Here is a 14,666-nt window from a genome sequence, read left to right as displayed (position 1 = left end):
CGCAAACACCGCATTTAAAATGTGAATTTAAATACGAGAAACATAAAGCCTTTTTTGGAGATTATTCAATGAATTCACCCTCATTGAAGACAGACAGCGTGAGGTTGGCGCAGCCCACAGCAAATGCCACAAACCAATAAGGATACGCGAGGCAAAGGTTGATTGACTCAATCCTAAAATCGGATTATGCCGTAACCCCGTATGAGATGATCATGCGCAGATCAAACGCCTGTTCTCCGAAATGCCTTTAACGGAGGCAATCCATCGCCAAGCTTCACTGGGCAATGCTGAAACAATGCATGAGAACGCCAACTTTTTCATGTATGTTTCAGCAAGGCCTAGCACCAAAGTTAAGCTTAACCCCACTAATTACCATTACGTGACATCACCTGCCGCTTCTTCGATCAATGCTGCCACCTCATCGGCTTTCGAGGCCAGCGATGCATGGCCCGATGCCAACGTAATGATCTTGCGTGGATTGATGCGTGCAGACATTTTCTTTTGGTTTTCTGGGTTGATCATGCGGTCTTCGCTGGAAATCTGATACCAACTCGGTTTATTTTTCCATGCGGGTGCGGTGACGTTGTCACCGAAGGTCGAGGCCAATGGTGCTTTCTGTGTGACCGCCATGATCAGCCCCTCATCCGCGGTCAGGTCTTGGCAGAAGCTTTCATGAAACTTGTCTTGTTGGATCCAGAGGTAACCGTCGCTGTCAGGAACGACATTGGCGATGGCGGCGGGTGGATTGCTTTGCGTGATGCTGCCAGGGCTCTCACCTGCATCAGGTACGAAAGCAGCAATGTAAACCAGCCCAACCACATTGGGCATGTTACCGGCTTCGGTGATCACGGCGCCACCGTATGAATGACCAACCAGCAGCACAGGCCCAGATTGTTGCGCCACCATTTTGCGCGTTCTTTCAGCGTCATCAGCCAACGAGGTCAACGGCAATTCCACCGCATTCAACTTGGCAAACCCCTTGCGCGAAAGCGCGAGGATGACTTTGCTCCAATGCGCCGCCCCGCCCCAAAAACCGTGTACGAGGATGATTGTGGGTTTTTCACTCATGATTCAATTCTCCTATTGGTGATGATAGCCGCCACAAGGGGGTACAAGAGACTTGGACACTGTGATGCCCAAACGCCCAGTTCAGCGGCAATTCTTAAGTTGTGGTTTTATAGAATATTTCTGCGCAGAAAACCACAAGACTGCGGCCTAAAAAGTGATGCAGCAGTAAGACGATCAAAGCCTTTACCGTTGTACTGCTGAATTGCGCTTCATGCATTTAATAGATAGATTTGGATAGATTTGTTTTTTTGCAGTGACTCAACGGGCTTTTATTTAAAACCAGCACCCCAGATTCAGACGTTCCAGCAAGACTTGTTTTTTAGTTGGATTGCCATGCAAAAAGCAGTGATCAAAACGACTTTTGTCACAACTTTTTTCTGGGTAACACAGCAGCTGTGCGTTAAAACAGCACATAAAATGCCCCCTGTTTTATTTTTCTTACACAATAGTAACTAACATCATCCCAACATGTCAATTTGTTTTTTAAAAGCGTTTCACCATGAACAATCCAAGCCCTGCCCCTCAAATTAATGGTTTTGACAAGGTTAAAAATACGCTATAAACACATGGAAATCAGACTAAGCAATTATGTGAACGGAATAAAATGCTTCTTTACTTCATAGCAAACCAGCCAACAATGAAATGGGTAAAATTGAAATGAATGCTATTGGACTATTGGATGACCGATTGCAACGCACCTCTCATCAGCCACCATCAGGGGGACTGTTTTGTTGTTATTTGTTGTTATTTTTATATCAGTGGTTTTATAAATCAATTGACTGTGACTGCATCAATTGAATCAACCGAGCGGTTGGCCAAACGTTTATTGGTGGTTTTGCCTGACGGTGAAGAGGCTTCAGCGGGGAGACATTTCTTTAACTTTGAGGCATTTAATTAAAACGCACCTGCTAATGGTTAACTGCTTTATGGTCGGGCACATGCGTTACAGGACTTGTTGAATGGGCACGTTGAAGGTGTTGATTTGGCATAAAACGGTGTGTATTGACCTGATGCAATCAACCACTGCAAGCACCACATGCAGCAATAGAGAGGGATTGAGCTTTGCTTGTTTCCGATGACTCACGAGGCAAGTCAAATCACACAAAAGACAATTTTCAAAAAAACATGTCGAACGCTTGGGTCGACGAAACAAGCCTTAAGCGTTGTCGTGGACGATACTTGGGTTTGGTCATTCCACACACGCCTCTGACATGTCACAACAAGAAAATAGTCGCCAATCCCAAGAAAATTAAAAAGCCAAAAGTGTCGGTGGCAAATGTCAGCAGCACGCTTGAACCGACGGCTGGGTCTTTGCCCATTTTCTCTCGCACCATCGGCACCAGCATGCCCATGCCGGCACCCACCAACATGTTGATGAACATCGAGGCCATCATCACCGCACCAAGTGATGCACTGCCCGAGATGACATAGGCAAACACCGCCGCGATTAAACCGCCACCCAAGCCAATCAGACTGGTGACGGCCAGTTCTTTGCGCACCAAATCCTGCACATTCGAACCGGTGATTTGCCCCAAAGCCAATGCACGGATGATCAAAGTCATGGTTTGATTGCCTGAGTTCCCACCAATGCCTGCAACGATCGACATCAAAAATGCGAGCACAACGATGTGCTGCACCGTACCATCAAAACGTGAAGCAACATACGAGGCGGTGCCTGCTGTGAACAAATTCACCAACAGCCACGGGGCACGGTTGCGCACAGCGTTGGGCACCGACGAGAAAATGTCTTGCTCTTCTTTCAAACCAACCTGAGCAAGGACTTCCGATTCACCTTGCTCACGAATCGCATCCACCACTTCATCAATCGTCAAACGACCCACCAAGCGATTTTGCCCATCGACCACGGGTGCACTCACCAAGTCATACCGTTCAAATGCCTGCGCCGCGTCGTCCATGTCGTCGAGTGGATTCAATTGCAACACATCGTCGCGCATGACGTCGGCCACCAATATGTCCGATTGATTGACCAAAATGCGGTCAAGGCTCAAACTGCCACGCAGCACTCCGTCTTTATCAACCACAAAAATTTGGTCGGTCTGCTCTGGCAATTCCTCCATGCCACGCAATTGGCGCAACACCATGTCCAGCGTCATGTCCTCACTGACCGTGAGCATTTCAAAATCCATCGCTGAACCCACGGCATCATCGGGGTAGCTCATCACAGCACGAAACTGTGCACGCTCCTCGATCGGCATGTTTTCGGCGACTTCTTCAACCACCTCTCGCGGCAAATCATCCGCCAACTCAGCAATTTCATCGGCATCTAAGCTTTCAGTCGCCGCCACCAACTCTTGACGACTCATATCGGCAATCAGCGTTTCACGCACTGAATCCGACACCTCCAGTAAAATCTCACCATCCTGATCGGGATTGACCAAGCCCCACACGTGCAAGCGCTCATCCAGAGGCAAAGCTTCCAACACATACGCCACGTCGGCGGGGTGTAAGCCTTCAAGCACCCAGCGCAATTCAATGTCCGCATTCACCAAGGGCATGACCAAAGCATGCCCATCACTGGTGTCTGCTCGCACTTGACTTTCAGCCCAACTCAGTAAAGTATGAACGAGTGCAAGCGCCTGAGCCGCATGCTCAGTCTCCAACCGATGACCCGCATCGCTGGTCGCTGTGCTGCTGTCGTTTTTAAAATCGTCGTTCAAATCAGTCACCATCATGCTGCTTTCTTAAAATTCTTTTGCAAGGGTTGGCGTGTCACCAGCCACACCCCAAGCAATGCACACACAAATGCAAACACATGTGCCACTGTCAATAACTCTTTAAACCAAAACACACCAATCGTCGCACTCGATATGGGCAAAGCCACCGTCAAAACCCCCGCTCGGTTGGCTGGAATGTGTTTTAAACCCAAAAACCACAACCACGGTGCAATTTGACTCGCCGCCACCGCATACAAAGCCAGCAGCAGCCAAGCATTCAAAGGCACATGGCTCAAATCCATTTGACTGGTTTGCCAAAGACCCAGCGGTGTGGTCAACAGCAAACCTGTGGTGTTCATCGACACCGCAATTTGCTTTGCACTGAAGCCTGCAGTCAAATGTTTGGCCCCAACCACGTACATTGCTTCGCATGCCAATGCACCGACCATCAAGACATTGCCCAATAAGGTTTGACTCGCATCGGTCTTATTCAAACTCAAACTGGCCACCCCACACACGGCCAACACAATCGCCAGAATCACCGCCCCACTCAGTCGCTCTTTCAGAAAAAACACCGAAAACAAAGCAATCGTGGCTGGCAAAAGGCTCATGATGATGCCTGCCGCAGAAACCGATGTGTTGGCCACACCAAACAACATGCAAATCGTAAATAAAAAATTGCCAAAAAAAGACATGCCAAACAACACCCATCGGTTCATGCGGGACACACCACGCCACTGACCTCGCCACTCAAGCAACCACGGCGCCATGAACACGGCCGCAATGATGAAGCGCAACCAAGCCAACACAAAGGGTGGGAAATACGGCAACAGTGCTTTTGAAAATGCCACATAAGCCCCAACCAACAGCATCGAACCTATCAATAACGCATACCCACGCCAAGAAAAATGAGGAGTTGAACCCACAACAACCTTTCAATGTTTTTTACATCAAAAACAGCCACATCACAAATGAAAAGACTGGGGTGCGCTCCGCTCACCACCAGTCTACACGGCCACTCAGCCCATCTGATAAACCCATGCACGATCACTTCAATTGATCATGCACCTTCATCATCAGGAATCTGAGCCGCCCCCATGCGTTTTAATATCACATTGGCGCGGCGTCCAATGCGCGGACTTTTGCGATTCAAATCATAATATTTGGGTGCGGGCAACATCACCGCCAGTTTTGCCGCCTGCTGTGGCGACAACTTCGCTGCCGAACCGCCTTTAAAATAATGCTCGGCAGCGGCTTGCGCACCAAAAACACCTTCGCCCCACTCCACCGAATTCAAGTAAATTTCCAAGATTCGCTCTTTCGGCAACATGACCTCCATGATGTAGGTCATGCCAATTTCTTCGGCTTTACGCAAGTAACTGCGATTGGATGACAGGAACAAATTCTTGGTCAACTGCATCGAAATGGTCGAACCACCCGCGATGATTTTGCCTTTTTTTTCATTGCGCAAACGGGCTTGCTCAATCGCATTCCAATCCACCCCATCATGCTCCACAAACCCCGCATCTTCTGAAGTCACCACCGCACGCTTCAGGTTATCGGACATGTCATTGTAATCCACCCATTGTCGTTCCAAACTGGGTTGAAACTTCGTGATCAATAAGCGCACTTGCTCGGCTTTCATGAAGGCCGTGTATGGCTTCACCCCCATGCCATACAAGGCAATCCAGCCAACACACCACAATTGAAACACGACACCGACCGCCACCAGCGCGCACACATACGGCTTAACCCATGTTCGCCACATACCTTAAGCCCCTTTATATGGCGGATTGGCAATCAATGTACTCGTATCAGGCGTCACACCATGCCAGATGCTAAAACTTTTTGCCGCCTGCTCCACCAACATGCCCCAGCCATCAGCAGTCAATGCGTGGTTGTCGATGGCCCATTGCAAAAAAGGGGTGACTTTGCCATACATCATGTCATATGCCAACGCCTTGTCGGCAAAACACACCCCCGATGGCGGTGCAAAAAAATCACCCAAACCACTGGCCGTGGCATTGATGACCACATCAAAGTCATCCATCGCATCATCGTCCCATGCCCTGACCATCAAATGGGCATCGCCCAACACCTCAGCAAAATCTGCGGTGCGTTGCACATCCTTCAACCACGCTTGCGCTTTATCCAAGCTGCGGTTTTTAACCACAATCATTTTAGGCTTCTGCAACAACAGCGCTTGCAAGGTGCCTCGCGCCGCACCACCCGCCCCCAGCAACAAGATGCGTCGTCCAGACAACGGCGTGTTTAAATTATGTATGATGTCACGAACAATGCCAAAACCATCGGTGTTGTCCGCCAATACGCGATCGCCCAAAACCAATGTATTCGCCGCTCCCGCCCATTGCGCCGCACTGCTGCGCTCATCAGCATAAGCAAAGGCATCCAATTTAAATGGCACAGTGACATTGGCCCCCAAAAACCCCACAGCGCGCATCTCTTTCACACAATCAGAAAAGCCACCCAACGGTGCCAAGATGCGCTCATAACTTAAGTCAATGTTAAATTGCTGTGCAAATGCGGCATGAATTTCAGGTGAACGGCTGTGAGCGATGGGGTTGCCAATGACGGCATAACGTTGGGTAATAGACATGTGCATTCCATAAACAAGACAGCAAACTTAAATAAAACTTAAATAAATTAAAACGAATCAAAAACAAGCACGCATGTCGGTACAAACCCATACGCCGTGTAATCCTGCCATTGTAGCGCAGCACTGTTACAAACCCAAGAATTATGCTACAATTTCGAACCGTTTTGCCAAGGAGCGCTGCGACGTGTGTTGACCCGTTAAACCCAACACCGCTAGGCTTGGCAAATGTGGCCCTTAAAGTTTATTTTTAGAGGCATTCAACGGCGCTCGCTTTAATGTTAAACACCCGTTAAACACTTTTAACACCTCGGGGAACTAAACTTAAAGGCGAGCGTACCTCAGGTCATCGTTACTTGACCGTCTACGCCTGCTGCCCCCCTTTTATTTTTGGAGCACACAATGGCTTACATCACGGAAAACGCCCACATTGCCGACATCACTTTGGCTGCATGGGGTCGTAAAGAACTCAACATCGCAGAAACGGAAATGCCTGGTTTAATGTCAATCCGCAAGGAATTTGGCACATCAAAACCACTCAAAGGTGCACGCATTGCAGGCTCTCTGCACATGACCATCCAAACAGCGGCTTTGATCGAAACCTTGCAAGAGCTGGGCGCGGAAGTGCGTTGGGTGTCGTGCAACATTTTCTCAACCCAAGACCACGCCGCAGCTGCGATCGTTGAAACAGGCACGCCTGTATTCGCTTATAAAGGCGAATCATTGACAGAATACTGGGCGTTCACCCACAAAATTTTCGACTGGGGCAATGGCCTGTACGCCAACATGATTTTGGACGATGGCGGCGATGCCACCATGCTCCTCATCATCGGTGCACGCGCTGAAAAAGACATCAACGTCATTGCCAACCCTGGCTCTGAAGAAGAAACCATTATGTACGCTTCAATCCGCGCCCAACTCGCGATTGATCCAACATGGTATTCAACACGTTTGGCTTCAATCAAAGGCGTGACTGAAGAAACCACCACAGGTGTGAAACGTTTGTACTCTTTGCAAGAACAAGGCGCATTGCCATTCCCAGCCATCAACGTCAATGACTCTGTGACCAAATCAAAATTTGACAACCTGTATGGCTGCCGTGAATCATTGGTTGATGGCATTAAGCGTGCCACCGACGTGATGATCGCAGGCAAAGTGGCCGTTGTATGCGGTTACGGTGACGTGGGTAAAGGCTCAGCTCAATCATTGCGCGGCCTCGGTGCGACGGTGATGATCACTGAAATCGATCCAATCTGTGCATTACAAGCGGCAATGGAAGGTTACCGTGTCGTGACTTTGGACGACGTGGTTGGCGATGCCGATATTTTCGTGACCACCACGGGCAACTTCAACATCATCACCCGTGCACACATGGACAAAATGCGCGATCAAGCCATCGTCTGCAACATCGGTCACTTTGACAACGAAATCGACATCGCAGGCATCAAAGATTTGACATGGGACAACATCAAACCACAAGTTGACCACATCGTTTTCCCTGATGGCAAACGCATTATTTTACTCGCTGAAGGTCGCTTGATTAACCTCGGCTGCGCCACAGGTCACCCTTCATTTGTGATGAGCAATTCATTCACCAACCAAACTTTGGCACAAATCGAATTGTTCCAAAACGGTGACAATTACGGCAATGAAGTGTATGTTTTGCCAAAACACCTTGATGAAAAGGTGGCTCGTCTCCATTTAGGTCGTATCGGTGCAAAATTAACCGTCTTGACGGATGAGCAAGCAGCGTACATTGGCGTGAAAAAAGAAGGCCCTTACAAGCCAGAACATTACCGCTACTAAAATTTGGCACATGTGCCACACGGTCAAGGCCATGCAGGGAAAGTAATTTTTTGTTTCTCCCTGTGGCCTCAATCACGTGGTCACACCCAAACACCTGATGCGTTACCAGTTGGTAACGCATCAACCTTGGAGAATCTCATGATCAGTTGGTTTTTGCTATGGGCAGTTAACACCGGTGCATTATTGGCTTTACCTTACTTTTTCAATGGCATTCACATCGCCACATGGCAAGCCGCATTGATCGCTGCAGCCGTACTCGGTTTTTTGAACACCATCATCAAGCCGATCGTGACGATTTTGACCCTACCTTTGCAAATCATCACCCTGGGCCTGTTCACTTGGGTCATCAACGCAGGCTTCATGCTGCTGGTCGGTCGAGTCATTCAAGGTTTCACCATCGACACGTTTGGTACAGCATTTCTCGCTTCCATCGTGTACAGCTTAATCTCATGGGCAGGGGCTTCTATTTTGTTACCCGCCTTTAAAAAACATTAATATGCCACGCATCGATCACGTTTTAGTCACACAAGGTTTCGCCGAAACCCGCAGCCACGCCCAACGCCTCATCGCAGATGGGCGCGTCAGCATGAACATCGGCAGCGACTGGCAAAAGATTTCTAAACCCGCTTACATCGTCACGGACGATGCATTGCTTGAGGTGGCGGTCTCCGACACCGATAAATTTGTGTCACGGGCTGGCATCAAGTTGGCTGGGGCATTGGCTCACGTAGACTTGGATGTCGCCGGATTTCGCTGTTTGGACTTGGGTACAAGCACGGGTGGTTTTGCCGATTGTTTGCTCCAAGCAGGTGCCGCGCAAGTGGTTGGCGTGGATGTGGGACATGGTCAATTACATGCCTCATTGACCCACGAAACGCGTTTGACTGTATTTGAAAACACCAATGCCCGCTATTTAGACAGTGATGTGTTGGACGATGCTTGGTCTGATTACAATGCGGATCACGAGAGCAAACACGAAGCCGTTAGCCACAGTTTTGATTTGGCGGTTGCCGACTTGTCTTTCATTTCATTGACCAAGGTTTTGCCCATTTTCAACATGGACTCATCCAGCCAAACGTTATTGAGCAATAGCGCACATGTTTTGGCATTGGTTAAACCACAATTTGAACTGACTGCGGATGATTTGAGCAAAGCGGGCATCGTAAAAGATCCAGCAAAGTATGCTGAGGTTCAAGCAAGTATTTTGGCGGCTTGTGCTGCACATGATTTGACTGTACTGGATTATTTTGCCAGCCCCATCACAGGCACAGATGGTAATCACGAATTTTTCGTGTTTGCCCAATACCAAGCACAGGCATTGATCGATTCAAAGTAAAACATTTTAAACTCAAAAATAACCCATCGCTTCAGTGATATGGTGTTATTTTGGGCTCTAGAGAGCACAACCATGACCATTCAAACCCCCATCAGCTTTGAGTTTTTCCCGCCAAAAACCATAGAAGGCCAGCAAAAACTTGAGCACACCATCAACCTGTTGACCCCTTACAAGCCACAGTTTTTTTCATGCACTTATGGTGCGGGTGGTTCAACCCAAGATGGCACATTCAAAACCATTGCCCACATTCGCAGCCTCGGGCACGATGCCGCCCCCCATTTGTCATGCATTGGCTCAACCCGAGACAACATGGCAAATATTTTGCAAGACCTTAAACGTCAAGGTGTGCGCCGCATTGTCGCATTGCGTGGTGACTTGCCTTCAGGTATGGGTGGCACGGGTGAGTTGCATTATGCATCCGATTTGGTCGCGTTTATTCGTGAAGAAACAGGCGATCATTTCCACATTGAGGTGGCGGCGTATCCTGAATATCACCCTCAAGCACGCAGCCCTGCGGATGATTTGAAGCATTTTGTTCATAAAATGAATGCAGGTGCAAATTCGGCCATCACCCAATATTTTTACAATGCCGATGCGTATGAGACCTTCGTCAATGCCGCTCGTGCGGCGGGTGTTACCGCGCCGATTGTTCCTGGCATCATGCCCATCACTAATTACAGTCAACTGGCACGCTTTTCTGACGTGTGCGGCGCCGAGCTACCACGTTGGGTGCGCCTAAAACTCGCCAGCTTTGGTGATGACAAAGCCTCCATCATCGCTTTTGGTCAGGATGTGGTCACTCAATTGTGTTCACGTTTGATTGATTTGGGTGCACCAGCCCTGCATTTTTATACGTTGAATCAAGCCAAGCCAAGCTTGGCCGTGATTGATGCACTTTAAACCAAGGCATTGATGATTTAACTTAATTTAACTGAACCACATGCTTACAAAGCCGTTGCTCTTTTAGACCAACGGCTTTTTTACGCTGAAGATCCACGTTGTCTTAAGTAGCACGCATCGCAACCACTGTTCAACCACCGCGTAACGAACCCATTCTTGAACTTCACAGATTGATGCATTCTTTCCTCGCGCATGTCCATGCAAAAAATTTTAATGTCCATCCTCAAAGTGCATCATTTACTTTTCTGAACAACCAATAGAATACCCATACAAACAACACGACTATGCAAACCACGCTATAATTTGCCCAATTAAAATTACAGTAGGTCACCATGCAGCACACCCCTCACGCTCCTTCTCGCATTTGGCAATGTGGGCGTCATACGCTTGATTTGTCTCGCCCTCATGTCATGGGTATTTTGAACGTCACGCCCGATTCTTTTTCCGATGGCGGTCATTTTATTGATCCTCAAGCGGCACTGGATCGCGCCCATGCAATGATTGATGCAGGGGCTGACATCATCGATATTGGTGGTGAATCCACCCGCCCCAATGCGCCCGCATTGTCCGCCTGTGAAGAGTTGTGCCGCTTGATGCCCATCGTGCAAGCATTGATTGATTGCGGCAAACCCATCTCGATTGACACCTACAAGCCCTATGTCATGCGCGCCATGCTGGCTGAAGGTGTGGACATCATCAACGACATTCGAGGCTTTAACAGCCCTGTTGCCATTGATGCAGTTGCAGACAGCAACTGCGGTCTGTGCGTGATGCACATGCAAGGCACGCCGCAAACCATGCAAAATGAACCCATATACGATGATGTGGTGAGAGATGTGGCATGCTTTCTAAAACAACAACTGTGCCGCTTGTTGGATGCAGGAATAAAACCTGACCGCTTGTGCGTCGATCCAGGCATCGGTTTTGGTAAAAATTTAGCGCACAACATTGCACTGCTACAAACATTGAATGATTTGCATGAAAAAACCAAAGCAGCCGTCCTGATTGGTGTTTCTCGTAAACGCATGATTGGAGACCTCACAGGACAACCCACCGAGCAACGCACAGCAGGCAGCGTTGCCGCAGCATTGTATGCCATGGCACATGGCGCACATGTGGTTCGCGTGCACGATGTGGCACAAACCGTTGACGCCTTAAAAGTCTGGCAAGCACTATCAAATAGATCTACATAAATATAAACAAAAAGACAAGTTTTGAGTGAGCAAGTGTGAAATAATAAGCACATGGGTTTAACACGTTGAACAGCCCCTTAATTCTTAAAAAATGCTCATTTATCATTGAAAGGACATCATGACACGACAATATTTTGGTACCGACGGCATCCGTGGCCGTGTCGGCATTTCTCCCATCACTCCCGATTTTGTGATGAAGTTGGGCTATGCTGCGGGTCAAGTACTGGCACATGATTCAGAAGAACGCCATCAAGGACGCCCTTGCGTATTGATTGGCAAAGACACACGCATTTCTGGCTATATGCTGGAAGCCGCCCTTGAGGCTGGATTTGCTGCAGCAGGCGTGGATGTCATGCTGTGCGGCCCCATGCCAACACCCGCGATTGCTTACCTCACACGTGCCTTGCGCTTACAAGCGGGCGTGGTGATTTCAGCATCACATAACCCATTCGAAGACAATGGCATCAAGTTTTTTTCATCGCAAGGCGATAAATTACCCGATGAGAAAGAACTCGAAATTGAAGCTGAACTGGACAAGCCTATGGGCTGTGTGACCTCCGAAAAACTGGGGAAAGCCAAACGATTGGATGATGCACGTGGGCGTTACATTGAATTTTGCAAATCCACCTTCCCCAATGATTTGGATTTGCGTGGCCTGCGCATCGTCGTTGACACCGCACATGGCGCGGCGTATCACATTGCCCAACCCATTTTGCATGAATTGGGTGCAGAAGTCATCACCATTGGCGCATCGCCGAATGGTTTAAACATCAACGATGGCTTTGGCGCTACCGCCCCCACTGCGCTCGCAGACGCTGTGCGTGCCAATCGTGCCGATTTGGGTATTGCTTTAGATGGTGACGCCGATCGTTTGGTCATGGTGGATGCGGATGGCGTGGTCTTTGATGGCGATCAACTGCTCTATGCGATCACTGCAACAGTGCATGAACAATCGCCCATTGCAGGTGTTGTCGGCACATTAATGAGCAACTTGGGTTTAGAGAAGGCCTTAAAAAAACTGGGCATTGGTTTCGCCCGCGCCAAAGTGGGTGACCGCTATGTACTGGAACAACTCAAAGAACGGGGTTGGCTGTACGGTGGGGAAAGTTCGGGGCACATTCTCTGCCTCGATAAACACAGCACTGGTGATGGCATGGTCAGTGCGTTGCAGGTCTTATCGGCCATGCGCCGTGCAAAAAAATCATTGAAAGAGTTGGTTGAACCCCTCAAAATGTACCCTCAAACCATGATCAATGTCCGTGTTGAAAAAGGATTTGATTGGCAATCGCATTCACCTTTACAAAATGCCCAAGCACAAGCGGCTGAAGCACTGGGTGACACAGGCCGTATTTTAATTCGCGCCTCAGGTACAGAACCGTTGATTCGAGTCATGGTGGAAGCAGAGGATGCTGAATTGGCTCGCAGCCAAGCACACATCATGGCTGAAAGCTTAAAAAACTAAACAACAACCCCATGCTCGTGCATGGGGTTGTTGTTTGTGCTTCATTTTAAAGCACCCTGTCGTTATGTGCTTTGAGTGGTGTTTTACGAGGCCTTCCGCGTGCAGCAGGCGCGACACGCCGACCACCAATGCGTAAAGCTTGATTTAAAAAACTTTTATCACCCAGTGCCCAACCAGTATTCACTGCATGTTCCAAAGCTTTAATGGTGACTTCGGGCAATCCTTCATTCAACAACTGCTTAAACGCGTATTGACGGTCAAAAGGGGTGTTGCCTAACCCCCAATATTGCACATGGTCTTGTATGAAACCTTGCAATTGCAAGCCAATGTGGTGTGCCCGAGATGAGTAACTGCTCATGGCATCCAACCAACAATATGCATTCACCACATGCGGTACATCCTGAATGTAAGCGGTGCGATAACGCCCTTCCCACAGCGTGCCAGTACGCCCATACTTACCGTTCACATAGCGCACATAACGGCGCCCCAAGTCCTGCATGAATCGCCCCAAAGCGTGCTCATCTTCAGCCGTCACCAACAAGTAAACGGCATGCTCAACCAACGCAAAGGCATGAATATTTAGGAGATGGACAGGTGCAATGGTGCGCACAATGGACTGCCATTGCTCATAATCTTTATCTGAAAAAAATACAGAGGCATTGTTGATGCCGCGCACAGTGACCAACTGTGCCGTGTTTGGTAGGTACAATCTCGCCATGCGAGCCATGATGTCTCTCGATTATAAAAAACTGGATGCTGTGGTTTTATATCCGCCACTGACACGTTCATTCCCTGATAAATCTTTTATTGTTTTTACGGTGTCAAAGCCTGCTTGGGTCAACATCTGGCGCACGGCATTGCCTTGATCGTAGCCATGCTCAAACCACAGTTGACCACCGTTTTTTAAGTATTTGGGGACAGTTTGCACCAAGAGGGCATAATTTGTCAAGCCATCCGACCCATCCGTGAGTGCCTTTCGAGGTTCGAATCGCACATCACCTTGAGACAAATGCCCATCTCCTGTCGCCACATAAGGCGGGTTGCTCACAATCAAATCAAATTTCGGGGACGGAGAAAGCCCATCGAAAACGGTCAGCCAATCGCTTTCAAAAAAAGAAACCTTTGCACCCAGTGCGGCTGCATTTTCAGCAGCCACAGACAACGCGTCAACCGAGATATCCACCGCAGAGACCCGCCACGCGGGGCGCTCGCAGGCTAAGGTCACGGCAATCGCACCTGAGCCCACACCCAAATCCAACACGTCAAGCGCTTGTTCAACAGCCAAATGACACCCATTCAGCACCCATTCAATTAAAGTTTCGGTGTCGGGTCGAGGGATCAACACATTTGGATTGACCTTAAAATCACGCCCATAAAACTCACGCACACCGACGATATAAGCCATCGGCTCTCCGTTTAAACGACGGTTCACCAAATCTGAAAAAAGTTGTATTTGTGCAACAGGCAACGCATCCAAACCACGACTGATCAACGACACACGCGACCAGCCTGTCGCATATTGCATCAACATGCGTGCCTCTAATTGGGGCAAGCCACTGCGCTGCATTAGGTCATTTAATGTGTTCATACTGGGCTTCTATGGTTCATGTTT

At 48.8% G+C, this 14,666-nt stretch carries 13 protein-coding genes and 1 riboswitch; of the genes, 6 read left to right on the top strand and 7 right to left on the bottom strand.

What is annotated here, in order from left to right:
• Window positions 1-375: 375 nt before the first annotated feature.
• The 5 genes from DTO96_RS06170 to aroE form a co-directional block, all read right to left on the bottom strand.
• Window positions 376-1,068, bottom strand: a complete 693-nt coding sequence (locus DTO96_RS06170; protein WP_114562693.1) for an alpha/beta hydrolase — start codon at window positions 1,066-1,068, stop codon at window positions 376-378.
• A 1,214-nt stretch (window positions 1,069-2,282) separates the two neighbouring features.
• A complete protein-coding gene (mgtE, locus tag DTO96_RS06160; protein WP_225972576.1) occupies window positions 2,283-3,761 on the bottom strand; it encodes a magnesium transporter in 1,479 nt (492 codons plus the stop codon).
• Entirely contained in the window at window positions 3,758-4,669 is a 912-nt protein-coding gene (locus tag DTO96_RS06155) for a DMT family transporter (RefSeq protein ID WP_225972575.1), read from the bottom strand. Before DTO96_RS06155 ends, mgtE begins: the two co-directional genes overlap by 4 nt.
• A 134-nt stretch (window positions 4,670-4,803) precedes the next feature.
• On the bottom strand, window positions 4,804-5,511 hold the full coding sequence (gene mtgA, locus DTO96_RS06150) for a monofunctional biosynthetic peptidoglycan transglycosylase (protein ID WP_114562690.1): 708 nt from the start codon (window positions 5,509-5,511) through the stop codon (window positions 4,804-4,806).
• A gap of 3 nt (window positions 5,512-5,514) precedes the next feature.
• Window positions 5,515-6,360: a shikimate dehydrogenase gene (gene aroE, locus DTO96_RS06145; protein WP_114562689.1), complete on the bottom strand. Its 846-nt coding sequence runs from the start codon at window positions 6,358-6,360 to the stop codon at window positions 5,515-5,517.
• Between the two features lie 163 nt (window positions 6,361-6,523).
• Window positions 6,524-6,636: riboswitch (S-adenosyl-L-homocysteine riboswitch) on the top strand.
• A 123-nt stretch (window positions 6,637-6,759) separates the two neighbouring features.
• Here aroE and ahcY point away from each other — a divergent pair.
• The 6 genes from ahcY to glmM all read left to right on the top strand — a co-directional run bounded on the left by ahcY (window position 6,760) and on the right by glmM (window position 13,054).
• Window positions 6,760-8,163 carry an adenosylhomocysteinase gene (gene ahcY, locus DTO96_RS06140; protein WP_114562688.1) on the top strand — a complete coding sequence of 468 codons (1,404 nt, stop codon included), beginning with the start codon at window positions 6,760-6,762 and terminating at the stop codon, window positions 8,161-8,163.
• A 138-nt stretch (window positions 8,164-8,301) separates the two neighbouring features.
• Window positions 8,302-8,658 carry a phage holin family protein gene (locus DTO96_RS06135; protein WP_114562687.1) on the top strand — a complete coding sequence of 119 codons (357 nt, stop codon included), beginning with the start codon at window positions 8,302-8,304 and terminating at the stop codon, window positions 8,656-8,658.
• A 1-nt stretch (window position 8,659) separates the two neighbouring features.
• Window positions 8,660-9,499 (top strand): TlyA family RNA methyltransferase, encoded by an 840-nt coding sequence (locus tag DTO96_RS06130; RefSeq protein WP_114562686.1) that lies wholly within the window; start codon window positions 8,660-8,662, stop codon window positions 9,497-9,499.
• A gap of 72 nt (window positions 9,500-9,571) precedes the next feature.
• Window positions 9,572-10,399, top strand: a complete 828-nt coding sequence (gene metF / locus DTO96_RS06125; protein WP_114562685.1) for a methylenetetrahydrofolate reductase [NAD(P)H] — start codon at window positions 9,572-9,574, stop codon at window positions 10,397-10,399.
• Window positions 10,400-10,731: 332 nt separating this feature from the next.
• Window positions 10,732-11,592 (top strand): dihydropteroate synthase, encoded by an 861-nt coding sequence (gene folP / locus DTO96_RS06120; RefSeq protein ID WP_114562684.1) that lies wholly within the window; start codon window positions 10,732-10,734, stop codon window positions 11,590-11,592.
• 118 nt (window positions 11,593-11,710) lie between these two features.
• Window positions 11,711-13,054: a phosphoglucosamine mutase gene (glmM, locus tag DTO96_RS06115; protein WP_114562683.1), complete on the top strand. Its 1,344-nt coding sequence runs from the start codon at window positions 11,711-11,713 to the stop codon at window positions 13,052-13,054.
• Between the two features lie 46 nt (window positions 13,055-13,100).
• Here glmM and DTO96_RS06110 read toward each other — a convergent pair whose 3' ends face one another.
• Together DTO96_RS06110 and prmC are read right to left on the bottom strand one after the other, a co-directional pair.
• Window positions 13,101-13,772 (bottom strand): transposase, encoded by a 672-nt coding sequence (locus DTO96_RS06110; protein WP_192879025.1) that lies wholly within the window; start codon window positions 13,770-13,772, stop codon window positions 13,101-13,103.
• A 21-nt stretch (window positions 13,773-13,793) separates the two neighbouring features.
• A complete protein-coding gene (prmC, locus tag DTO96_RS06105; protein WP_114562681.1) occupies window positions 13,794-14,642 on the bottom strand; it encodes a peptide chain release factor N(5)-glutamine methyltransferase in 849 nt (282 codons plus the stop codon).
• Between the last annotated feature and the right edge of the window lie 24 nt (window positions 14,643-14,666).

Origin of the sequence: Ephemeroptericola cinctiostellae (assembly GCF_003339525.1) — a bacterium.
In the GTDB taxonomy this organism is placed as follows: domain Bacteria; phylum Pseudomonadota; class Gammaproteobacteria; order Burkholderiales; family Burkholderiaceae; genus Hydromonas; species Hydromonas cinctiostellae.
The sequence above is the reverse complement of the archived record's forward strand: the minus strand, read 5'-3'. Positions and strand labels throughout refer to the sequence as shown.